Here is a 23,897-nt window from a genome sequence, read left to right as displayed (position 1 = left end):
TCGAAAAAGAGGCTACGCTTCATTCGTCAGCCTCTTCTATTTCTTCAATAACGAGCGGATCGTAATAGCGTGCATCACAATATGTGAGCAATGATTGCGCCGCCTTCAGTTGCGTATGTTTCAATGGCATCGTCAACTGTCTGAGTGACATAAACCATGTCTCATAATGACGGCGATCGACGATATCAAGATCGCTCGGTGCGTAGCGATAATCAATATACCCTTCCCGATTAATCAACACTTTTTTGATCGGCATATCGACGGAAAATTGCTTATAAATCGTTTGAACAACTTTTTCCGTTCGATGAAGCGAAATCATCGGATTGACGATTTTTCTCTCCACATCATCGACAATCTCCGTCCAAAAACGTTCAGCTGAGCCAACAATAATGTTATTTTTCCGTTCTTCCGTAAACGCAACGCACCACGTCGTTGTTGGACTAATCAAAATCGTATTAAGCTCGACAGGGGCTTTTTTCAATAGAAATACAGGCTTGTACATACATAAGTATGTATCTGGAAAACGTTGCGAAAAATATTTTAAATATACGTCATAATAATATTTCGGATCAATAACGGATTCTTCCGTTAACGTCGAGCTCGCCCAACGAATTTGCAGTTGAAACAACTTTTCTAAAAATAATATTTTCAATTCTTCAATCGTTTTTGGTTCGGACGGAATAGAAAACATAAAGTCTTCCTCTTCTTGCGACTGTTCATTTTCATACGTCACATCTTTTACTTTTTTCCGTTTCCATATGCGCTTAATCTTATCAAAAAGTGACGGTTCCTCTTCAAGCCATTTCCATGACTCATGTACATGCGACTCCACTTGTGGCACCAATTGACCCGTCTCCCATGCATGCTTCATTCGTTCCCATTGCTTCTTTTTTAAACGAATAAACTCGCTCGGATAATGATAAATATCTAGCTCGTAGCGCGAAATATAATCTTGAAGCTTAATGAGCTGTCCCACAACTGAAACCTCCAGCAACAAATTGTTACTTTCATTCTACAACAAAAGCAACAATGGACAAAGAAGGGAAGCAAAAATTGCGCTTAATGTCATCGCTACCGAGCTAATTGCTGCTTCTTTTTTACCAATTTCAAGCGCTTTTGCAGTACCGATGCCGTGTGAAGCCGCCCCTAGTCCGCTCCCGACCCCTAAAGCTGTGGTCAGACGCAAGCGTTGAAAAATAGTCGGTCCAAACATGGCACCAAAAATCCCTGCAACCATGACATATACCGCTGCAAGCGTCGGTATACCGTCAATCAACTTTGCAATATCCATCGCAACAGGCGAAGTAACCGATTTCGGAATAATCGAGCGAACAACTCGTTCTGGTAAATGAAAAAGACGCGCTAATAATAAACCGCTACCCATTCCAATGATCGTGCCGAAAAATGTGCTACATAACAACGGCCATAAAAATTGTTTTAACGTATGCCGATGTTGGTAAAGCGGCAAAGCTAGCGCGACAACGGCTGGTCCAAGCAAATGAACAAGCCATTTTCCTCCTGTCATATATTGTTCATACGACAAATGAAAAAGCGATAACGTGATGATGATGACTACTGTGCTCGTAGCGATTGGCACAAGCAAAGGAAAATAAAAGCGAGCATACAATTTGCGCATCGCCATATACACGACAATCGTCCAAATGAGCAAACTAGCGCCAATCATGCTCCTTTCACCTCATGCATTCGCTTTTGTTCACGTGTTTGTGCCCATTGCCCGATGAAACCAGCAAACAACATGACGATCATTGTACTCACGATGACAACGAAAATAGACCATATCCCTTTCCCTAAAAAAAGTTCAACATAATCAATGATGCCAACAGTTGCCGGAATAAACAAAAGTGTTAAATGAGACAAAAGCATGTTAGCACCACGGGAAATCCACTCTTCCTTCACCATTCCGGTCATTAACAATAAAAATAGCAACAACATCCCTATCATACTACCTGGAATAGGGATGTGTAGCAGTTGCTGAATAATCGAACCAAAAATATACAGCATATACAATACCCCGATTTGAATGACCGTAACCCCCATCTTTTCCCCCCTCTTGTCGATTATGAAAGAGGAAAGCGCATAAGCGGCTTATATTTCGGTGTTTCATTTAAATGTGTTTCATACAACACAACATCACTCACAAAAAAGCAAACGTCTTCCCCTTCCATTTTTCGCGGATATGTTTCAAGTGAAAATGGAAATGATCCGTTCCATTTTTTCGCCAACGTAATATGCGGCGTAAACGGCCGCGCATCAAGAGAAAAACCGATCTGCCGGCAAACGTCATACACATCTTGGCGAAGGGAAAACAAACAAGGCTCTTCTTTTACCCCATACCATAAAATACGAGAACCAAACGAATAAACTTCGCTCAATTGTAATGAAAATACTCGATGTCTTTGGATCACATCTGGCATAAGCGCTGCGATTTGTTTTCGTTCTGTTTCCGTTGCCCGCCCTAAAAAAGCAAGTGTAATATGATAATCTGCTTCATGAACGAACAAACGAAATGGCGCTTTCCATTCGGAAATAAAGGCATGAAGCTGCTGTTTTACTTCATTCGGCAAAGGAATTGCCAAAAAGTAATGCATTTATTGTCCCACCTTTTAATTTTCTAAATTTTATCAAATTTCCGATACTTTATGCAACGTCTTTTTTGCTTGCCAAGCAAAAATCACCATTCCTCCAAGGGTCAACAGGCCAAAAAATAAATACACATGTTCAATCGTCCAACGTTCTAAAATATACCCTCCTACAAATGTACAAAACCAGCTTCCAAGCCCATTTCCGACCGTGGCATAAAGCGATACAGCCGTCGTACGCACGTGAGCGGGAGTAATATCGCGAACGTATTGTAGGGCAGCTGGAATAAATAAGCCGACAGACGCTCCTTGTACGAACGTTGTTGCATACACGATCACTAGCGGTGGTTCAAAAAAGTAAAATAACCAACGAGCGCAAGATAAAGCCGTTGCTACTAACAGCACATTCATCATCCCAAATTTTTGAACGACACCGTCAGCAAACTTCATAAACGGCGCTTCGCTTCCTGCGGCCAATAAAAATGCGAGACCAACTCCTGCAAGCGTCCCCCCTAAATCAGTAATCAAAATGCCGAAATAAAAATTGTTGGCATAAATCGGTCCGAAAACGAGAAACGTCGTTAACAAAAATAAAAGAAACGGCGGAATGCGAATCAGCTCTCTCATTCCTTCTCGAATGTTTACTTTTGCGCCCGACTGCTCCCTCGGTAATTTCCAGGCGAGTACGCTCGAAATAATGAGCAAAGCAACGAAAATGTAAAAAATAAAACGAAGATCGAACCACTCAGCTACTTGCCCAGCTATCGGAACAGCGGTTGCAAACCCAAGCGCCCCCCACAAACGAATTGAACCGTACCGTTCATTCGCTTTTTGTGCATAATGGAGGGTAATACTATCGGACAACGGAACAATGCCACTTTGCATGACAGCAAGCAGTGCGGCAATCACAAGCAACCATGCATATGAATGAACGAACGAATACATAAAACCAAAAAAAGCTGTACCTAATAAAGATACGATTAACACTTGAACTGGCTTACGCGTATAATCGCTTATCATTCCCCAAATTGGCTGGATAAAAATCATAACGATCGGACTAATCGACATAATCATCCCGATTTCCGTTCCCGATAATCCGACTTCATCTTTTAAATACACAGATAATAATGGAAAAAGCGAACCGAAACTAAAAAACTGCAAAAAGTAAAATGCGCGAAAAATACGTGTATACACAAAAAATCCCCCATATCAATTAAAATGAAGAAAAGTACCGTCATGATCGACGGCACTTTTCATTATAACATATTTTTGGAAATTGTCATTTTGCTAATTCATAAATCGCTTGGGCGTAAATGGCTGTTGCTTTAAGTAAATCATCGATAAACATATACTCATCTTTTTGGTGCGCAACATCTGGGCGATTTGGGAATAACGGACCAAACGCTACCCCTGCTTGTAAAGAACGCGCATATGTTCCACCACCAATCGCAAGTAACGATGCACGTTCACCCGTTTGTTGTTCATATACACGTTGTAACGTTTGAACGAGCGGGTGATCTTTCTCCACATAATGTGGTGATGAATTAGAAAAGTTTGTGAATACAAACTGATGACGTTGGACAATTTGTTCAATCACTTTTTTCGTGTGCGTGATATCGTTCGTAACAGGGTAGCGCAAATTAATGCCGATCTTTCCACCATGTTCGTTCGTATATGAAAGAACACCGACGTTGATCGTCAAATCGCCAAGTTCCTCGTTTGCATGCGCAACACCTAATCGCTGTCCACGTGTATCTCCATAAAAGTATTGGGAAACAAAACGGACAAACTCGGTTGCTTGGGGATCAAGTGCTTCATTCTCCAAAAATTTTGCAAGCCATAGCCCTGCATTTACTCCGTTGTTTGGTTCCATGCCGTGAGCAGAAACACCGCGCACGCACAACGTCACCGTTTCGCCAGCTACATGCGCTTCACCGTCAAGCGTATGCGCATGTAAAAACGCAATAAAACGCTCTTTTATATCGTTTTCGTTGGTCAACTGCAAAACAGCTTCCGCAAAATCTGGCACCATATTGTATCGACGCCCTGCATGAAGCGAAAGAAGGAGCGGCTGATGTTCTTTGTTATTCATCGGTTTTTGAATGAGATCAAAGTCGGCAATCCCTTTTTCGGCATAAATAATTGGAAAGTCAGCATCTGGCGCAAAACCGAGCACCGGCATTTGTTCCGTTTGAAAATAACGCTCAACACATTGCCAATCGCTCTCTTCATCTGTTCCAATAATCATGCGCACGCGCTTAGACAGTGGCAACCCGAGCTCTTTAACAATTTTCATCGCATAAAACGCAGCAATTGTCGGACCTTTATCATCTAACGCGCCACGCGCATAAATCTTTCCATCGACAATCGTTGCCCCAAACGGATCAAACGTCCAACCGTCACCTGGCGGAACAACATCAACATGACATAATATCCCAACGATCTCTTCCCCATCTCCCATTTCAATGTGTCCGACTAGCCCATCAACGTTTTTTACAGCAAATCCTTCTTCTTCCCCACGTTTTAACATGTAATAAAGCGCTTCATACACTTCTTTTCCTAATGGCGCCTCTGTTGTAGCCGTTTGCTCATTTCGCACGCTTGGAATGCGTAAAAACGTTTGTAAATCTTGCAAAAGCGCTGACTCCCGTTTTTTTACTTCTTCCATCCAGTTCATATTCATCGTCGCTTTCACCTTTCCTTAAGAAAAATATGGTATTAATTGTATTAATATTGTGTAAAATTCAGCAAATTTATAGCATTTTTCTTATGTTTTCGTGTAAAATAGATGGTAAGACATCTAGTTTTTCATCTTTGTTGTACCATGCGAATGATGTAACGATAGGGAGTGATCATTTGAAACCATCTACCGATCGCATGCTAACCCGTATTAAGTCCGTCTACATGTTCATTAGCGAAAGAGGAACAGTGACAACGCAAGAGCTCGTGGAAGAATTCGGTATTACACCACGAACAATTCAGCGGGATTTAAACGTGTTAGCATACAACGATTTAATTCACAGCCCTAGCAAAGGTAAATGGACAACAACTAAAAAAAGGGTGAAGATGTCATCTTAACAGCATGGATATAGACGGAACCTGATTCGTTCAGGTTCCTATTTTTTGCCTTCTCCCTTTAATAAAGCAATTTCTTCATCTGTCAATTCGCGGTACTCTCCCGGTTCTAACGTTTCATCAAGCGATATCGGTCCCATTTGAATCCGCTTTAAATAAACAACACGTTTACCGACCGCTTGAAACATTCGTTTAATTTGATGAAACTTCCCTTCTGTAATCGTAACCTGAACATCCGATCGTAAACCGGAGCGGATAATGACAAGTTCTGCTGGTTTCGTTTCATACCCATCATCAAGCACAACGCCGCGTCGAAATGCAGCGACATCTTCTTCTGTAACTTCACCGTCAATAATTGCTTCATACGTTTTCGGGACATGTTTTTTTGGTGACAACAACTGATGGGCAAGTTGACCATCGTTTGTTAATAACAATAGGCCTTCCGTATCTTTGTCAAGCCGTCCGACCGGGAATGGATCAAAGATACGATCTTCCTCTTCTAATAAATCAACAACCGTTTCTTCCACCGCATCCTCCGTTGCTGAAATGACCCCTTTTGGTTTGTTCATCATTAAATAAATAAACGGTTTATACTCCACTTCTTCTCCCCATACTGTAACGATTTGCTTTTTCGGATCGACGTGCGTTTTTGCATCTTTTACCATCATCCCATCAACTTTGACAACTCCGGCTTTTAATAATTTTTTCACCTCTTTTCTCGTTCCATATCCCATGTTTGCTAACAGTTTATCGATTCGCAGCACTAAAATCCCTCCAAATGTTTTTCGTTTTTAGACGTTCGTCCACACACCTGTATCAACTGTCACATATACTGCCTACGTAACGATCAAAGCGAAAGGAGTTTTCCAAATGGATGAACGTCAACAACAGCAAATGCCTGGTATGCCTTATTACGGAGGTACTCCGTTTATGCCAGGATTCCCTGGAACACCAACATTCCCTGGAACACCGGGTTTTCCAAGCGACTCACTTGAACGTCGCGTCGACCGCCTTGAGCGCATTACCGAGCGACAACAACAACAAATTAACAATTTAAATCGACGTCTCCAACGCGTCGAACGTCAGCTCGGATTCCCGGTTAGCAGCGACTTCTAATAGAAAGAAGAAGGCTATGACACAGCCTTCTTTTCTTTTTTTCGTAAAAATGAAAACCGATTTCCAAATAACATATACAGCAAGTTCGAACGTTCACTAAAGTAAAAATAAACAGCCGCTCCGATGAGTCCACCAACCGCGACGATCATGACCGATTGAATCATGCTGCCATTGTAATGAAGGAAACGATCGAGAAGTTTCACAATCGGCCAAACAACAGCGCACATGATCGCCGTCAAAATCCCCATAAACAATATACGCTTTGCGACAAAATGATACCGATAATTTGTATAACGCTGGATGACCCATAAGTTTAACCCAACTGACAATGCATATCCGACTGTCGTCGCCAAAATAGCTCCTGTTGTTTCAAACGAGACGATAAGTATATAGTTAAAAAATAATTTGAACAACAGTCCAATCGTCAAACTAATCACAGTAAATTTTTGTTTATTAATCCCTTGCAAAATAGCAGCTGTCACAGAAAATAAAGCAAAGAAAATCGCCGTTGGCGCATATGCCCGCAACACTTCCGTTCCGAGTGGATCATAGCTGTAAAAAGCCGCATATACATATTCAGATAAAAGCGCCATACCAATGACTGCAGGCAGCGTAATAAACATAACAACTTGAAACGTATCGTTTAAATATGTGCGTAACTGTTTCTTCTCCCCTTGCACATATGCTTTCGTAATCGTCGGAATAAGCGTTAAACTAAACGACGTTGCTAACGTGACCGGAATAATAACTAGCTTTTGCGCCCATACATTAAAAATGCCGTATGCATCCTCTGAAATCGCACCGAGCCCGATGCTTGCCATCGCTTTGTTAAATGTAAATTGATCAATAAGCTGATATAACGGCATCGCCAAACCAACAAAAGCAAATGGTGCTGCGTAGGCAATCAGTTCTTTATACATATCTTTTAACGACATATGGATCGTGCCACGATCTTGCTTTAATAGTTCATCTAAAAATGATTTTCGCTTAAACCAATACATGAATAAAACAGCTAGTCCACCGACAGCGCCAATAAAGGCAGAAAACGTTGCAACTTGAATGGCAGTCACAAGCGAACCATCAAAAATACGTAAAACGATATAGCTACCTGCAAGCAAAAAGATGATGCGGACAAGCTGTTCGATAACTTGCGAAAGCGCTGTCGGCCCCATTGATTCATGCCCTTGAAAAAAGCCGCGAATTAAACTCATCATCGGCACAAGCAATAAAGCGAAACTAACCGCACGAATAACAGAAGTAACATCGGCAATCGAGTTGCCGTGTCCGTCATCATTGACAACAAACGGTGCTAATAGTGGTGCACTCATGTATAAAATAAGCCAAGCGAGAAAACCGGTGACCGCCATTAACATGATCCCTGAACGAAACAACTTTCGTCCAATCGCATATTCCCCAAGTGCATTGTATTTCGAGACAAACTTGGATACTGCAAGCGGCACTCCCATCGTTGCGATGCTAATAAATAGTGTGTATGGAACGTAACCGTAAGAATAAAGTGCTCCTCCTTGTTTGCCAACAAGTTGGTAAAATGGGAAGACGTATATAAGCCCTAATATGCGTGACAAAAACACGCCACCAGTTAAAATAAACGTGCCACGCAATAACTTTGATGATGACATAACATCCCTTCCTTAACGGATTCATTGCTTCACTTATTTTAGCACACTTTTTTCTTTTTCATAAAATCATTTATAATCGTAACAGAAAGGACGTGAAAGTGATGACATATGATGTTATAGTCATCGGTGGAGGACCGTCAGGACTCATGGCAGCCATCGCCGCTGGGGAACGAAGTAAGCGTGTGCTCCTCCTTGATAAGGGGGATAAGCTCGGACGAAAATTAGCCATTTCAGGCGGTGGGCGTTGCAATGTGACAAATAGACGACCAGTCGATGAACTCATTCAACATATTCCGGGAAACGGCCGTTTTTTATATCGTGCCTTTTCGGTATTTAATAATGAAGATATTATTCGCTTTTTTGAACGGCTTGGCGTTCCGTTAAAAGAAGAGGACCACGGTCGCATGTTTCCGGTGAGCGATAGTGCGCAATCTGTCGTACAAGCTTTGCTTCGAGAATTAAAACGATTGCGCGTTGACATTCGCGTTCATACTCCTGTCAAAGACATTGAATATAAAGATGGATCCGTATATGGAGTGACGCTGCGAACAGGGGAAATGATTCGAGCAAAAGCGGTTGTCGTTGCCGTTGGTGGCAAATCTGTGCCACATACCGGTTCGACAGGGGACGGCTACGCATGGGCAGAAAAAGCTGGACATACAATTACAGAGCTATTTCCAACGGAAGTGCCGATTATTTCACATGAACCATTTATTCAAAAGCGAACGTTACAAGGACTATCATTGCGTGATGTTGCATTAAGCGTATTAAACGAAAAAGGAAAACCAACCGTCACACACCGAATGGATATGATTTTTACACATTTCGGTATTTCAGGACCTGCTGCATTACGATGTAGCCAATTTGTTGTGAAACAGTTAAAAAAACAATCTTCTGTGACCATGGTGATTGATGCGTTGCCAGATGAAAAAGAAGAAACATTATTTCAACATATTGTGCGCGCCATGAAAGAAGAACCAAAAAAGACAATAAAAACCATTGTTAAAGCGACGCTTCCTCTCCCAGAGCGATATGCATTGTTTTTACTCGAGCAAGCAACAATTGATCCACATACGGTCGCAAGCACACTCAGTCGTGAGAAAGTGCGGATGTTCGTTTCGTTATTAAAAAAATTTTCTTTTTCCGTACATGGCACGTTGCCGCTTGAGAAAGCGTTCGTCACAGGTGGAGGAGTATCCGTCAAAGAAGTCCATCCGAAAGAAATGGCATCTAAGCTGATGAAAGGTCTTTATTTTTGCGGAGAAATTTTAGACATTCACGGCTATACAGGAGGCTATAATATTACCGCTGCCCTTGTGACCGGTCGGCTTGCCGGCATGCATGCAGCCATATATGCAAGCCAATAAGATCGCCGATCAAGCGATCTTATTGGTTTAAGCGATCACTTTCGCTACATTTTTGCTTCAATTACACAAGTTCGCCGTCCCATCCGAGCATGCCATCGACAATGTTACATACATCATAACCATGCGCCTCTAAATAGCGACAAACATGTTCGCTCCGAACGCCGGAACGACAAATAATCATATACGTTTCATTTTTATCTAGTTCGTTTAGTCGCTCAGGAATATCGCCCATTTTTATATGAATAGCTGACGGGATCATTCCAAAAATCACTTCTTCATCTTCGCGCACGTCAATCACATGAACACGCTTACCTGATTGCATCATTTGTTTTAGTTGTGCTGCTGTCATTTCTTTCATCTATCTCTTCCTTTCTCTTAATGAAAGCCTCTCACCGCATATGTGAGAGGCTTTTTTTCACGATTAATTTGCAACAATGTTGACTAATTTGCCTGGCACAGCGATCACTTTACGCACCGTTTTTCCTTCAATTTGTTCTTTAATTTTTTCGTCTTCCATCGCCAATTGCTCAAGTTGTTCTTTCGTTGCATCAGCTGGCACGTGCAATTTCGCACGCACTTTTCCGTTCACTTGAATGACGATTTCGACTTCATCTTCGACTAATTTCGCTTCATCGTATGCTGGCCAAGCTTCGTATGCGATCGTATTGTTATGTCCAAGCTTTTCCCATAGCTCTTCTGCAATATGTGGGCAAACTGGTGACAACAACTTTACAAATCCTTCCATATACACTTTTGGCAATACAGGCGCTTTATATGCTTCATTAATAAATACCATTAATTGTGAAATCGCTGTATTGAAACGAAGCGCTTCGTAATCTTCTGTTACTTTTTTCACCGTTTGATGATATACGCGTTCAAGCGTATCTGTTTCTGGGTCATCAACGATTTTTGGATTTAATTCACCGTTTTCTTCAACAAATAAACGCCATACACGATCTAAGAAGCGACGTGCACCGTCAAGTCCTTTCGTCGACCATGCAATCGATGCTTCTAAAGGACCCATAAACATTTCGTACAAACGCAATGTGTCAGCGCCATGACTTTCAACAATATCGTCTGGATTGACAACATTTCCTTTTGATTTGCTCATTTTTTCATTATTTTCCCCAAGAATCATTCCTTGGTTAAATAGTTTTTGGAACGGTTCTTTTGTTGGCACAACACCAATATCGTATAAAAACTTATGCCAAAAACGCGCATATAACAAATGCAATACCGCATGTTCTGCCCCACCAATATAAATGTCGACAGGCAACCATTTTTCTAATTTTTTAGGGTCAGCCAATTGCTTATCGTTATGCGGATCAATATAGCGTAAATAATACCAGCAACTTCCTGCCCACTGTGGCATCGTATTCGTTTCGCGGCGACCTTTTTTGCCTGTTTTCGGGTCAACAACGTTCACCCATTCTTCAATGTTTGCTAGTGGGGACTCCCCTGTGCCCGACGGTTTAATTTCATCTGTCTTTGGCAACACAAGCGGCAATTCTTCTTCTGGCACTGGCGTCATCGTACCGTCTTCCCAATGGATAATTGGAATCGGTTCGCCCCAATAACGTTGGCGGCTAAATAACCAATCGCGAAGGCGATACGAAACTTTTTTCTCACCTTTTCCGTTGGCTTCCAACCATTCAATCATTTTTTTCATCGCTTCTTCTTTATTTAAACCGTTTAAGAAATCAGAGTTAATATGTTCCCCATCGCCTGTGTATGCTTCTTTTGAAATATCACCACCAGCAACGACTTCTTTAATTGGCAAATTGAATTTTTTTGCAAATTCATAATCGCGTTCATCATGGGCTGGCACTGCCATAATTGCGCCTGTACCGTAGCTCATTAACACGTAATCTGCGATCCAAATCGGCAATTTTTCCCCATTGGCTGGGTTGATCGCATATGCTCCCGTAAATACACCTGTTTTTTCTTTCGCTAAATCCGTGCGCTCAAGATCGCTTTTGCTTTGAATTTGCTTTAAATATGCTTCAACCGCTTCTTTTTGCTCAGGTGTTGTAATTTTTTCAACGAGCGGATGTTCAGGGGCAAGCACGGCATAAGTTGCACCAAATAGCGTATCTGGACGCGTTGTAAACACCGTAAACGTTTCATCGTGTCCATCGACTTGAAAATGAATATTTGCTCCTTCTGAACGGCCGATCCAGTTGCGTTGCATTTCTTTTATGCTTTCAGGCCAATCAAGTTCCTCTAAATCTTCAAGCAAACGATCGGCATATGCGGTAATGCGAAGCATCCATTGTTTCATCGGCTTACGAATGACCGGGTGACCGCCACGCTCGCTTTTTCCATCGATCACTTCTTCATTCGCTAATACCGTTCCTAGCGCTGGGCACCAGTTGACCGGCACTTCATCCATATACGCTAATCCTTTTTCATATAACTTTAAGAAAATCCATTGTGTCCATTTGTAATAGTTCGGATCAGTTGTATTCACTTCGCGATCCCAATCATATGAAAAACCGAGCGATTTAATTTGACGGCGGAAGTTGTTAATATTTTTTTCTGTAAATTCGGCTGGATCATTTCCTGTATCAAGCGCGTACTGCTCAGCTGGCAATCCGAACGCATCCCATCCCATTGGATGCAACACGTTATATCCCTGCATGCGCTTCATGCGCGCTAAAATGTCCGTTGCTGTATATCCTTCAGGGTGACCAACGTGCAACCCTGCCCCTGATGGATACGGAAACATGTCAAGCGCATAAAACTTTCGCTTTCCGTCGTCTTCTGTCGTTTTAAATGTTTTATTTTCTTCCCAATACTTTTGCCATTTTTTTTCGATTTCTCGATGATTAAAACTCACGTGACAAACCTCCTTTTAATCCATTTTTAACAAAAATGAAAAACAAAAAACCTCCCATCCCAAAAAGGGACGAGAGGATTCTCCCGCGGTACCACCCTTGTTAGCGCACGAATCGTGCACTCACTTTCATCATTAACGCAGATTCACGGCGCATGCTACTTCATTCGCACACGCGACTCCAAGGCGAGTTCGTAAACAAACTTCGGTTGACTCGCACCGCCCGTCAACTCTCTGCCGACCATTTGTTTACTACTACTCCTTTTCACCGTCATTTTCCATTATTTCATTATACATATCATTTTAAAAAATTTACACCTTCGTTGCAAGTGTATTTAAGTATGGGTTTGAGTCAAGACTTTGTGGGAGATTTTTTTCTCGACCGATTTTTTTGGTTATATATGGTTTTATAAAATCGTTATATGTAAGCGCTTTTACTTACTCTCATCCTGTAGGTATGTGCGTTTTCTCTCGTTTTAAAAACCTTTCAATGCTTGCAATGCCTCGTAAATCGGTGTCCCTGAAGATTGGCGAAGGTATGGGATGTTATCTCGTACCACTTCTGTCATTTGCGTTTGCACGCGCTTCAGTGCCTTTTTCACGATCGTTTCTCGTTTCGTTTCTCCTCGTTCTTCCCGCCATACATCACTCCATCGCGTGTCCGAATGAGTAACGTATCTTTTATCGCGACGATCGCTCGCAACATCGCTTCAATCCCTGCATCCCTCCAACTTCGACCGTTTTTACTTCGTTTCGCAAACACATGCATCGTTCCTTCCGCACTCCCCATCGCCCTCATGTTTGTCGTGTCAATCCCTTTTTCCTTCAACCATACGCGATAGTCACGTAAACATCCTGGTATCTCCTCGATTCGACGAACAAGCGCCTCGAGTTGCTTTTCCTTCTCCTCATGTTCTAACGTACCGATGGCGCTTGTGAGTTCTCGTAACACACCTTCTTCACCCCATGATGCTAACTTCTTTCGAATCACCCGATATCTCGCATGACCTCGGAACAATTGCCGAATCTCTCTCGCTACATGGAACTGATCGAGCTGAAAGTACCCTCTATCTCCGAAATATTCACGACAACCCGTGATCCATGGGGCACCATCTCCATTGATGACGACCCAATCTTCTAGTGGATCATACCCATATTCTTTCACTAAGAAGCTCTCGATGGCTTCCCAGATTGGCTCATTCGTTTGATGAACATAGTAGCGTCGGTTCACCAAAGAAACTCGTTTGCCGTTTTTCTCCCATCCTTGGTGAATCGTCACAATTTTCTCTTCTTTTCCTTTCATGCGGCTTCGTTGCCGTTTGACGTACAACCCGTCCGCTTCAATGAAAAACACCCGACCTTTTTTCTCCATCTTGCGGTGTCCAACGACTTCAGCCTCGACAATCAACTGACGAATCGTTTCGTGGCTCATGCACGCATATCCCACCAGTTTCTCTAAGGACTGGGCAGCTTGTCGATACGATGAACCTGTCACTGCCAGATGAATCGCTGTTTCTTCTAACAACGGACTGACTCCATGTGCCCCCTCAAACTGAAGAAAAGCATCCAACAGACAGACATACCTCTGTTTTTCCCGATCGAAGTAATAGTTCCGCTTGACTTCCACTTCTCCAAACATCGTCTACATCCGTATCCCTCGTTTATCTTTGAGCGCGTATCGTTTTTTATCTCGTTTTTCCGCCAATGTGCGGTCGATATCCTCCAACACCTGTTGAAGCAGTTGACCATATTCTTTTTGCATATGCCGAAACAATAACTGTTCAATGTCTTCCCATGTGACTCCATCTGTGATATAATCCTGCGTGGGCTCCACTCCTTTCTTTGGTTATTTTTTCGCACTTACTACCTTACAGGAGGAGAGCCCATTTTTCATCTATTTTGCTTACATATCGGACAGGTTCCTGATTATACCAAATCAGGAACCTGTCTTTTTTTCTCCCACAAACATTTTACTCATACCTGAAATGTGCTGGATTGACGGGTAAGCTTTTTAAGCATCGGGCATAGGAATAAACTAGGTGCCACGACCAATGCCATTCCGAGAAATGGGAATCCAGGTGAATACAAGTACAAGTATCCACTGACAAGTGTTAAAACCCCAGTGGTTAAACTCATGGCAAGTGCTGCGTAGAGTCCATGAGCTGAAGGAATTTTGTCCTTACTAATATATTGATTAACAAAAGTCATGAATGCAAAGTGCGTGAGACCAAATGTTAAAGCGTGCAACGGTTGAGAAAACACAAAAACCAGTGGATTCTCAAAAAAATAGACACTTGACCAACGGATAATTGATGCAATCCCGGCCAATAGAAACATAGTCGCTACATCGAACTTAGTGAATACTCGGTTTGAAATGTAAAAGAACCCGATTTCAGCTAAGACAGCCAAAACAAGGATTCCACCAATATAAACACTATTGATTCCTATGTGTTTAAGATAAATAACTCCGTAATTATAATAGGCAGCATGGGTACCTTGTAAAACCATACTCAGGAGGAGACATATTAAAAATGATTTTGATTTCAGTAATTCAAAGGAACCTCCTGCCCGTTGAGAAAGCTTAACTCTTAAGCTTGATGGAGATCGAATTAATGATAGGATTAAAATGAATAGATTACCGAGTAAAAACAAATAGATAATATTGTTCGCATTTTTTGAGGCTACCCATCCTGTTAACACTGATGAGAGAATAAAACCGAACGATCCCCATAATCTGCATTTTCCATAGTCAATCCCATTTTCTTCTTTTGATAGAATGGAGGCCTTTGTCTCGTTGATAGGTAACAACATGGGATAGATGAGGCTGAAAAAGACCATTACTAACATAAGCCCTGCCAAATTATTAAAAGGCAAAAAACATACTAGGATGATTAGAGATAAAAAAGCGACTATAAGCGAAACGTGTGATAACCAATACCTTTTGCACAAGGCAGGAAAAATGTACGAAGTTGAAAAAGCTCTTACTAGTAATCCGATGGATATCACGATCCCTGCTTGTTGAGCAGTTAACCCTTTTGTAATCAGCCAAACGGTCCAGTACGGTAAGAAAATCCCCCAGGTGAAGAAAAATACAAAAAAGTTTGTGGATAACCATGTTTGTTTCATAACACTTCCCCTTATGTCAATACATTTTTTTTCGTTTTCTGAATGGTTTCAATAAGTTGTAGGGACAGTTCAAAAGCCTTTCTTTCTGAATCCGGATGATAGTTATCGGAGAAGGGATTAGCGAACCCGTGCTGTCCTTTAAACAACTCGACTTTTATCCCTGATTTACAGGATAATTGCTCGACGAGCCGGTTAACATTAAATGACTTTTCGTGCTCAGAAAACAGTAATAGTACGGGTAGTTTTGGGAATAAATTGAGATAGTCTCTAATCCGTGATCCATAGTAACCTATGGCCGCATCTCCTATGCCATAATGTTCGCAACATAACCAAGCTACGGTTGCACCGACGCTATACCCCCAGAACACAATGGTTTTGTATCGAGACTTTAAGGAATCTACTAAATTTAAAACTTGTTTTTTCGCTTTTCCAAATCCAATTTCATTTTTGAAATATTGGTAAGCATCTGCCTCATCATCATAATGAAAATGATCTCGATTTAATAAATTGGGGCAGTATACGTCATACCCTTTAGTGGCAATCATTTGAGCTACGTGTTTCATATGATCGTTAATCCCATAGATTTCATGTATTAGGATGACAGCAACATCAGAATAATTACAGTGTTTTAACATGATATGACAAACTCCTTATCCTTATAATTAAAGATAGAGGGGGTGTCGCACCCCCTCAGTATAGGAAGTTAGTATTTGATCGGCATTGTAACAATACCATGAAAGGTAGGGTTAGGCGTCCATTCAGGTCTTTCAAGATTATATAAAGGTGTAATGTGAGAAAAACGTTGAATAACTTCTTTTAAAATTTCGGCGATTTCTACGCGAGCAAATGCTGCAGCAATGCATGCATGATAACCACCACCAAAACCAATATGCTGTTTACCTGTCCGATTGATATCAAATTTTTCTGGATTTTCAAAAACGCGTTCATCACGACCAGCGGAACCGAGGAAGAAATAGACCGAATCTCCTTCACGAATAAGTTGGTTATGAATAGTAATATCTTGGGCAGCGTGTCTTGTTATGTATTGAATTGGTCCTTCAAGTCGCATAGCCTCATCCAAGACCTTAGGAATTAGAGACAGATCTTTTTTGAGTTCATCAAATACTTTTGGATGTTTGAACAATAGATGCAACGTATTACTTAACATGAACTGCGGAATTTTATGTCCACCAAAAATTAGATGAATGGTTTGTGCGATAAGTTCATCGTCACATAATTCTCCTTCCTCACCCGGATTATCTGAGATTAAACGGCTTAACAAATCGTTGCGTTTTTTGATGCGTCTTTCAGCAATTGCTTCTGAAAGAAACATGTACATTTCTTTCATACTTTTTTTGGTTTGATCGCTGATATCTTTGTCAGGGACGTGGGAAACAACAAAGTTTTGCATAAATTGAGCAATGTCATCTGACCAACGGATAAAACGTTCAACCTCTTCACCTGGAATACCAAGCATTTTACAAAGTACCAACGCCGGAATTGGATGAGCAACTTCAGAAACGAAGTCAAACTCGTTCGAATGTTTTTCAACCACTTGATCTAAAACTGATGTTACAATTTTCTTGATTTCAGGAGTGATAGCCTCAATCTCTTCTTTCCAAAAAGCACGGTTCATGTATTTTCTTAAACGTGTATGGATTGGACGGTCGTTATAAATCATCCATGTGGATATAATGTCGATGATCTCCTTAAAGTGCTTGTCTTCGCCTTCAGGGAGATTTTTCATTTTGTGCCAAATTAGTGGGCTAGTGATAAAGGTGTCTCCCTGCAAATATTTTGTGATGTCATCATATCTTGTTATAAACCACGAACGCATTTCTTCATTCCGTAACTATTCAGCCACATCATAAAGTGAGCTGAATATTTTTTGCTTTTCCTGTCCATGATGTGAATACTGATAGACAAGGAGGTGAATCGCATGTTGACGGTACAACAAGCTGTATTTACAGTTGAAAGCTTAATCAGCAAAGTTCAACAACAAAAACAGCTCATTCATCAACTTATTCAAGAAAATGAACATTTGCGTCACGAAAACAAACAGCTACGCAAAGAAAATGAACAACTCAAGTATCGCGTTCAAGAGCTGGAAGCACGCACGAAAAAAAACAGCTCTAATAGCCATTTGCCCCCATCTTCTGACCGTTTTGCCAACACACGTTCTTCTCGTCAACCATCTGGCAACAAGCCAGGCGGACAAGAAGGACATCAAGGAACGACGCTCCGTCAAGTGGAACATCCACATCATCGTGTCGTCCACCGTGTGCATACGTGTCAAGGATGTGGGGCTTCTTTGCGTGAAGTCAAACCGTTCAAAGTCGATATCCGTCAAGTGTTTGATGTCCCTCCTGTGGCGATCGAGGTGACACAACATGAACGTGAAGTGAAATCTTGTCCGCATTGTCGATGCGTTCAACAAGCCGAATTCCCATCCCACGTCACGAATCATGTGCAATACGGTCCACGGCTCACGGCGCTCGCTGTTTATTTACATCATATCCAATTGATCCCTTACAAGCGTTTAAGTGATACAATCGAAGCGTTATATCAACACTCGATTAGTACGGGAACTCTTGCCAATATGGTGAAACGAGGACGCGAATCGCTGGAATCAAATATGGACATCATCGAAGACGTCTTACTTGAATCCAACATCCTGCATGTCGATGAAACGAGTTTGCGCATCAATGGGAAACTCGCATGGGTGCATGTCGCGTGTACATCGAGATATACATACTTGGCTCCTCACGCTTCTCGTGGAAAAAAGCGACCGATGATATCGGGATTCTTCCACAATACAGAGGGACGATGATGCACGATGCGTTCGGTACGTATCCGAAATACACACATGCCACCCATGCCCTTTGTCATGCCCACCATTTGCGTGAGTTAAAAGGATTCATCGAACAAGGGCATACGTGGGCGATGCGCATGACCACGTTTCTGTTAGCCGCCAAGCAAGCCGTCGAAGCCCATCACGGTGCACTTTCCGAAGAAGAAGCGAAACGATGGGAACGAGTGTATGATCGCATCCTAGAAAGAGCACAACACCGATTGGAAACGGCGACGCCTCTTCCGAAAAAAGCACTCGCTTTTGTTCGACGCCTTCAAAAACGAAAGGAAGAAGCGTTGCGTTTCTTACGTGAAGTGCATGTTCCCTTTGACAACAACCAAGCCGAACGCGATCTTCGCATGGTTAAAGTCAAAGAGAACATTTCGGGTACGTTTCGCGAAGAAACATTCGCCCAGTCTTTTTGTATCGCAAGAAGCATCGTTTCCACACTGACGAAACACGAAAAAAACGTGTGGGATTCGTTATGTCTTCTGTTGGCAGGCGAAACGATCGATCGAGTTCTTTCCGCTACCTAGGGCATTTTCTATGACCGAAATGCCCTATTTGTGTTGCGCTTCTTTACATACTACTATCGGGATGAATAGTTACGTTTTAGTATGTAAAATACGAAAGTATGGTGATCTTAGTATTCGTTGGTAATCGCATCTAAACTCTGAAATCGAAATCTTTTCTTGTTCTGGTGAAAATCTGCTTTTGTCATATTTTTTATACATTAACTTCTCCCACTCTACAAAAATAGTTTTCTGAATAAATAGTAAAAACCCAAGAGGATAGGTTTCTATTAATGTTTCACGAGTGAAAACCTATCCTCTTGGGTTGATGTCTTCGATACTATATGTACAACTTATAAATAGGTATATGAATCCCGTCCATATCCCTTCATCTTTCTTAATTACTGAATAAAATGGACTTAGATTCACTTTCACTCGTAGTCCAGCAATTTAAGGTTGCCGGGTAGAAACTCTCAGACCATATTTCTGAGGATATACGAGCAAGTTTTTATTAAAATATTCATTTTTATTAATAATTATATAGATTGTAAAAATTTATGTCAACAAAAAATGGAATTATAACCCGTGGTACTAGATAAAATCGAGTAAGCATAAAAATAGCCCTTGCTTGTGGATCTCCTGTAGAATGAAAGTGCGATCCAACATTCGAAAGGAGAATCCCCATGCAAGAGCACTTTCATTTTACTACAGATCAAGCAAAGATTCAAAAACAATATGCAGCCATTTTCTTTTTTGTTTCTGCCCAGCTGTCACAAATTCAATTCTATCTTCAACGTCGCAATCGTCATTTGGTGAAACAAGAAGACGCAGTGATCATTGCCATTCATCTTTTGGGAAAGTTGCTTGGCCTCTCTTCCGAACGTGCATGGCATCGCTTTGTGACTGGGAACTTGTTTACGGATGGACATTTTCTTGAACGTTCTCGATACAATCGCCGTTGTCGAGCGCTGCGCTTTGCGATCAAATGGATCCGCCATGAGCTAGCCAAACGTGGACAACACCACGCCTATGCGGTAGTAGATAGCATGCCGCTCGAGTTGTGCCATACCGCAAGAATGTATCGAGTCAAACGACTTCAAGGAATCGCGGACATCGGGCTCTGTGCATCGAAAAAGCAGTGGTACTATGGATTTAAGCTCCACCTTTAAGTGACCGACCAAGGACTGCCCATGGGATACGTGGTAACGGAGGCGTCCTGTCACGATCGAACTGCAGCTGAAACCGTCATGACTCAAATTCCTCACCTCTATAACTTGGGTGACAAAGGATTCATCAGTAGCGAATTGCAAAAAAAGTTGTATGAAGAGTACCAAATCGCTTTTTGGACTCCATCTCGCAAAAACCAGAAACACCGCCCATCGGAATCATGGGAGAAATGGCTCAAACAAAAACGTAAAGTGATAGAGACGGTGTTCTCCGTCCTCATTGACCAGTATCGTATGACAGAAATTCGTGCGAATTCGATTGCGGGATTTGAAGTAGCACTAGATGGCATCTTGTTGGCATATTCACTTGTCACACTTGGGCTAGTTGAGCGCTAGCGCTCAACTAGCACCACGGGTTATACATACCATTTTAAAAAATTTACACCTTCGTTGCAAGTGTATTTAAGTGTTGTTTCATAACTAAACAATATAACAAATTTTCATAATAAATAAAAATTCAAAATTTTATTTACTTTTTATTACTTTTTTTATAATTACTATGTAAAAGTAGTAAAAGATAAATTTGGTCAAGAAACAACCTCCCGCCATGACGCATACGAGCCAACTTCAACTCATTATTTAAAAGTAGTTTACAAAAACTAATCTAAAAGGTAGTAGTGCTTATGATTAAAAAATCTTTTCTCATTTTCTGTACACTCGTTAGTTTTCTTATTCTCGGATGCCAGTCGGAACACATAAAAGGATTTATTGTTTTTGGGAAATGGGACGGTGTATATGTAGCCAAAAAAGATGATCCTTTCGTTCTTAATTTCATTTTATTAAGTGACAGCCCTCTAACAAACGTAACATCTATCGATTTTCCCGAAATCTCACACGCAATCGATGACATGCAATATGATCTTATCAAAGGTGATAAATACAAAGACTTTCAATTATTTAATATCGCTGTAAATTTACGTTTAAAAGAAGTAAGTAGCGCGACACTATCTAAAATAACTCTCATATTTGATCAAAAATATAAAGAGACATTCCCGATCGGTCAAATCAAGTTAGCTGTAGACGAGAAAGGAATATTTACTCCACAAAATGAGTATGTGACAGCTTATCCAAATACGCAATTTTTTCAAGCAAAGCTGAAAAACGTTTCAAAGCATACGATCCAAATAAAGGGTGTAACTGTAGAAAACACTTATTTACAGACAAAAGATGTAAAGATAAACGATAAATCGGAAAAACAGAGTGTAAGTCCAAACGAAACAATAAATATGTATTTTACTTTTGCTGAAAAGGCGGAACAAAGCGCTCACTTTTATATTGTTTCACCAAAAATTGAATATGAATTAGCAGGAAAAGCATCAAGCACATATATTGATCCTGTTTTTTACGGAGTGACAAACCTTACCAAAGAAAAACTAGATGACATTTTGAAGCAAAACTAAACTATCCCCACCCGGAGCATGTCCGAGTGGGGAAATTACGTTTCATTATGATATTCCGCTTTTGCTTCTTGCCCTTTTTTCGCATTCATTTGTTTCACTTCTTTTACCGGATCACCAAAATCTTTTGCATGCAACGTTTTTTGTTCCGGGTTGTTTTGTTTCGAACGTTTTTTCATCGTTTTCCTCCTAGTGACGAAGTAAAATCATATCGTTTTGTAATTGTTCAAGCTGCAGGCGCATGCGATGTAATTGTTCGCGCTGTTGGGCGTTACAACTTAACGAAAAATGCGCCAAATCGGTTACCGCGTGTTCAAGCATTTGCTGGGCTTTTACATATTCTGTATCGTTATAATGTTCAAGCTTGCTTGCTTCAGTATATTGCTCTTTTGCATAGCGAAGCACATCTTCACAATGTTGTAAAAACTCATCCATTGACTGTCGTGTTGCCATACGCATCCCTTCCTTTCTTCTCTATCGCTTTATAGTTTGTACATTTCCTTGTCATTTATCACGGCACCGTTGAGTTTCTCACTTGAAACGTGCTACAATGCTAAAATGACGCGAGGTGATAAACATGAATCCTTTTCCATATACAAACGACAAGAAACGGTACCACACATGGAATTACCATTTGCGCCAAACGTTCGGTGAAAAAGTGTTTAAAGTGTCGCTCGATGCAGGATTTGATTGTCCAAATCGCGACGGCACAGTCGCATACGGCGGCTGCACATTTTGTAGCGCTGCCGGTTCCGGTGATTTCGCGGGTAGACGAACGGACGATTTAGTGACACAATTCCATACGATTAAAGAAAAAATGCACACAAAATGGAAAGATGGCAAATACATTGCCTATTTTCAAGCGTTCACAAATACGCACGCTCCCGTTGATGTGTTGCGTGAAAAATACGAAACCGTGTTACATTTAGAAGGGGTCGTCGGTTTATCGATCGCTACACGCCCTGACTGTTTGCCAGATGATGTCGTTGACTATTTAGCTGAATTGAATGAACGAACGTATTTATGGGTCGAGCTTGGCTTGCAAACCGTTCATGAACAAACCGCTGCTTTAATCAACCGCGCACACGACTTTTCGTGCTATGTAGAAGGGGTGCAAAAGCTACGCAAACACGGCATTCGCGTTTGTGCCCATATTATTAACGGATTGCCGCTTGAAACGTACGACATGATGATGGAAACAGCAAAGACGGTCGCTCATTTAGATGTACAAGGCATTAAAATACATTTGCTTCATTTGCTAAAAGGAACGCCAATGGTAAAACAATATGAAAAAGGAATGCTTCGCTTTTTGACGTTCGACGAATATGTTCAACTCGTTTGTGATCAGCTAGAAGTATTGCCGCCAGAGATGATCGTTCATCGTATTACAGGAGACGGCCCTATCGATTTAATGATCGGTCCGATGTGGAGCGCCAACAAATGGGAAGTGTTAAACGCCATCGATGCTGAATTAGAGCGACGCAATAGTTATCAAGGGAAAAAATATGTGCGAAAGGAAGAAAGATGATGAAACTCATGCGCATTTTACCGTTTGCCCGCTCGCTCATCAACTTAGCTGTCAAAGAGGGCGATATCGTCGTCGATGCGACGGTTGGCAACGGCCACGATACGCTTTATTTAGCTGAACGTATCGGAGAATATGGGCATGTGTTTGGCTTCGACATTCAAGCACAAGCGATTGAAAATACGACAAAACGATTGCGCGAACATCATATGGAAGCACGAGTCACGCTCGTACAAGCAAGCCATGCAGAACTTTATGCGCATATTCCTTCCCAATATAAAGGACGCATCACCGGAGCGATGTTTAATCTCGGTTATTTGCCCGGGGGAGATAAACAAATTGTCACAAAGCCAAACTCAACGATTGCTGCCATTGAACAATTGCTCGAAATCATGGCTCCTGAAGGAATGATTGTACTCGTTATTTACCACGGTCATCCTGAAGGAGCGATCGAACGCGACGCCCTTTTGCAATACGTCTCAGCAATCGATCAGCAACGCGCACACGTTATTCGCTACGAATTTATGAATCAAATCAACCATCCACCGTTTATCGTTGCGATTGAGAAAAGGTGAAAAAAGTAGCGATCGGTCCTGTCTATCGCTACTTTTTCTTTGTTAGTGAAA

21 protein-coding genes, 3 pseudogenes, 1 riboswitch and 1 other annotated feature are annotated in these 23,897 nt (G+C 41.5%); of the genes and pseudogenes, 8 read left to right on the top strand and 16 right to left on the bottom strand.

Annotation, left to right across the window (positions count from 1 at the left end):
• Positions 1-19 precede the first annotated feature (19 nt).
• The 6 genes from ABEV15_RS03685 to pepV form a co-directional block, all read right to left on the bottom strand.
• The gene (locus ABEV15_RS03685; protein ID WP_498852383.1) at positions 20-976 is read right to left on the bottom strand and encodes an NERD domain-containing protein; all 957 of its coding nucleotides are present in this window, start codon (positions 974-976) and stop codon (positions 20-22) included.
• 36 nt (positions 977-1,012) lie between these two features.
• On the bottom strand, positions 1,013-1,684 hold the full coding sequence (locus tag ABEV15_RS03680) for an LrgB family protein (protein WP_498852382.1): 672 nt from the start codon (positions 1,682-1,684) through the stop codon (positions 1,013-1,015).
• Positions 1,681-2,058, bottom strand: coding sequence for a CidA/LrgA family protein (locus ABEV15_RS03675; RefSeq protein ID WP_237812528.1), 378 nt, complete (start codon positions 2,056-2,058; stop codon positions 1,681-1,683). The genes ABEV15_RS03680 and ABEV15_RS03675 overlap by 4 nt, the downstream gene beginning before the upstream one ends.
• Before the next feature lie 20 nt (positions 2,059-2,078).
• On the bottom strand, positions 2,079-2,609 hold the full coding sequence (gene thpR, locus ABEV15_RS03670) for an RNA 2',3'-cyclic phosphodiesterase (protein ID WP_498852381.1): 531 nt from the start codon (positions 2,607-2,609) through the stop codon (positions 2,079-2,081).
• Positions 2,610-2,642: 33 nt separating this feature from the next.
• Positions 2,643-3,794 (bottom strand): MFS transporter, encoded by a 1,152-nt coding sequence (locus ABEV15_RS03665; RefSeq protein ID WP_498852380.1) that lies wholly within the window; start codon positions 3,792-3,794, stop codon positions 2,643-2,645.
• An 85-nt stretch (positions 3,795-3,879) separates the two neighbouring features.
• Positions 3,880-5,283, bottom strand: coding sequence for a dipeptidase PepV (gene pepV, locus ABEV15_RS03660; RefSeq protein ID WP_498852379.1), 1,404 nt, complete (start codon positions 5,281-5,283; stop codon positions 3,880-3,882).
• 173 nt (positions 5,284-5,456) lie between these two features.
• On the opposite strand from pepV, the gene ABEV15_RS03655 reads away from it, so the two are divergent.
• The gene (locus ABEV15_RS03655; RefSeq protein WP_004888976.1) at positions 5,457-5,678 is read left to right on the top strand and encodes a DeoR family transcriptional regulator; all 222 of its coding nucleotides are present in this window, start codon (positions 5,457-5,459) and stop codon (positions 5,676-5,678) included.
• 38 nt (positions 5,679-5,716) lie between these two features.
• Here the strand turns inward: ABEV15_RS03655 and ABEV15_RS03650 are convergent, their stop codons facing one another.
• Positions 5,717-6,439 (bottom strand): pseudouridine synthase, encoded by a 723-nt coding sequence (locus ABEV15_RS03650; protein WP_429630282.1) that lies wholly within the window; start codon positions 6,437-6,439, stop codon positions 5,717-5,719.
• A gap of 106 nt (positions 6,440-6,545) precedes the next feature.
• Here ABEV15_RS03650 and ABEV15_RS03645 point away from each other — a divergent pair, with 106 nt between their 5' ends.
• Entirely contained in the window at positions 6,546-6,791 is a 246-nt protein-coding gene (locus ABEV15_RS03645; RefSeq protein WP_498852378.1) for a hypothetical protein, read from the top strand.
• Positions 6,792-6,805: 14 nt separating this feature from the next.
• On the opposite strand, the gene ABEV15_RS03640 is transcribed toward ABEV15_RS03645, so the two are convergent.
• Positions 6,806-8,431 (bottom strand): putative polysaccharide biosynthesis protein, encoded by a 1,626-nt coding sequence (locus tag ABEV15_RS03640; protein ID WP_498852377.1) that lies wholly within the window; start codon positions 8,429-8,431, stop codon positions 6,806-6,808.
• Positions 8,432-8,532: 101 nt separating this feature from the next.
• On the opposite strand from ABEV15_RS03640, the gene ABEV15_RS03635 reads away from it, so the two are divergent.
• Positions 8,533-9,798 carry a BaiN/RdsA family NAD(P)/FAD-dependent oxidoreductase gene (locus ABEV15_RS03635; protein ID WP_498852376.1) on the top strand — a complete coding sequence of 422 codons (1,266 nt, stop codon included), beginning with the start codon at positions 8,533-8,535 and terminating at the stop codon, positions 9,796-9,798.
• Positions 9,799-9,859: 61 nt separating this feature from the next.
• On the opposite strand, the gene ABEV15_RS03630 is transcribed toward ABEV15_RS03635, so the two are convergent.
• From ABEV15_RS03630 to ABEV15_RS03605, 6 genes and pseudogenes are all read right to left on the bottom strand, one after another.
• The gene (locus tag ABEV15_RS03630; RefSeq protein WP_498852375.1) at positions 9,860-10,156 is read right to left on the bottom strand and encodes a rhodanese-like domain-containing protein; all 297 of its coding nucleotides are present in this window, start codon (positions 10,154-10,156) and stop codon (positions 9,860-9,862) included.
• Between the two features lie 63 nt (positions 10,157-10,219).
• On the bottom strand, positions 10,220-12,637 hold the full coding sequence (gene leuS, locus ABEV15_RS03625) for a leucine--tRNA ligase (RefSeq protein ID WP_498852374.1): 2,418 nt from the start codon (positions 12,635-12,637) through the stop codon (positions 10,220-10,222).
• Positions 12,638-12,699: 62 nt separating this feature from the next.
• Positions 12,700-12,912: a binding site (T-box leader), on the bottom strand.
• Between the two features lie 198 nt (positions 12,913-13,110).
• Positions 13,111-14,468 (bottom strand): annotated as a pseudogene (locus tag ABEV15_RS03620) (ISLre2 family transposase).
• A 140-nt stretch (positions 14,469-14,608) separates the two neighbouring features.
• A complete protein-coding gene (locus ABEV15_RS03615) occupies positions 14,609-15,760 on the bottom strand; it encodes a 3-phenylpropionate MFS transporter (RefSeq protein ID WP_498852373.1) in 1,152 nt (383 codons plus the stop codon).
• 11 nt (positions 15,761-15,771) lie between these two features.
• Positions 15,772-16,395: a dienelactone hydrolase family protein gene (locus tag ABEV15_RS03610; protein ID WP_498852372.1), complete on the bottom strand. Its 624-nt coding sequence runs from the start codon at positions 16,393-16,395 to the stop codon at positions 15,772-15,774.
• A 68-nt stretch (positions 16,396-16,463) separates the two neighbouring features.
• Positions 16,464-17,597, bottom strand: a complete 1,134-nt coding sequence (locus ABEV15_RS03605) for a cytochrome P450 (RefSeq protein ID WP_241739067.1) — start codon at positions 17,595-17,597, stop codon at positions 16,464-16,466.
• 102 nt (positions 17,598-17,699) lie between these two features.
• Between ABEV15_RS03605 and tnpC the strand changes: the two are divergent.
• The 3 genes and pseudogenes from tnpC to ABEV15_RS03590 all read left to right on the top strand — a co-directional run bounded on the left by tnpC (position 17,700) and on the right by ABEV15_RS03590 (position 21,749).
• A pseudogene (tnpC, locus tag ABEV15_RS03600) lies at positions 17,700-19,147 on the top strand (IS66 family transposase).
• 394 nt (positions 19,148-19,541) lie between these two features.
• Positions 19,542-19,643: riboswitch (purine riboswitch) on the bottom strand.
• Between the two features lie 163 nt (positions 19,644-19,806).
• Positions 19,807-20,685, top strand: a pseudogene (locus ABEV15_RS03595) (IS982 family transposase).
• 287 nt (positions 20,686-20,972) lie between these two features.
• Positions 20,973-21,749, top strand: a complete 777-nt coding sequence (locus ABEV15_RS03590; RefSeq protein ID WP_498852371.1) for a hypothetical protein — start codon at positions 20,973-20,975, stop codon at positions 21,747-21,749.
• A gap of 35 nt (positions 21,750-21,784) precedes the next feature.
• Here ABEV15_RS03590 and ABEV15_RS03585 read toward each other — a convergent pair whose 3' ends face one another.
• Together ABEV15_RS03585 and ABEV15_RS03580 are read right to left on the bottom strand one after the other, a co-directional pair.
• A complete protein-coding gene (locus ABEV15_RS03585) occupies positions 21,785-21,925 on the bottom strand; it encodes a hypothetical protein (protein WP_498852370.1) in 141 nt (46 codons plus the stop codon).
• A 10-nt stretch (positions 21,926-21,935) separates the two neighbouring features.
• A complete protein-coding gene (locus ABEV15_RS03580) occupies positions 21,936-22,199 on the bottom strand; it encodes a YtzC family protein (RefSeq protein ID WP_003397789.1) in 264 nt (87 codons plus the stop codon).
• 124 nt (positions 22,200-22,323) lie between these two features.
• On the opposite strand from ABEV15_RS03580, the gene mnmL reads away from it, so the two are divergent.
• Complete coding sequence (mnmL, locus tag ABEV15_RS03575; protein ID WP_498852369.1) at positions 22,324-23,274, top strand: tRNA modification radical SAM protein MnmL/YtqA; 951 nt, start codon at positions 22,324-22,326, stop codon at positions 23,272-23,274.
• Positions 23,274-23,846, top strand: coding sequence for a tRNA 5-(aminomethyl)-2-thiouridylate-methyltransferase MnmM (gene mnmM / locus ABEV15_RS03570; protein ID WP_498852368.1), 573 nt, complete (start codon positions 23,274-23,276; stop codon positions 23,844-23,846). Before mnmL ends, mnmM begins: the two co-directional genes overlap by 1 nt.
• Positions 23,847-23,897: the final 51 nt, after the last annotated feature.

Source organism: Bhargavaea massiliensis (assembly GCF_050480245.1).
GTDB lineage: Bacteria > Bacillota > Bacilli > Bacillales > Anoxybacillaceae > Anoxybacillus.
Note: the sequence above shows the minus strand (reverse complement) of the source record. Positions and strands in the feature narration are given on the sequence as shown.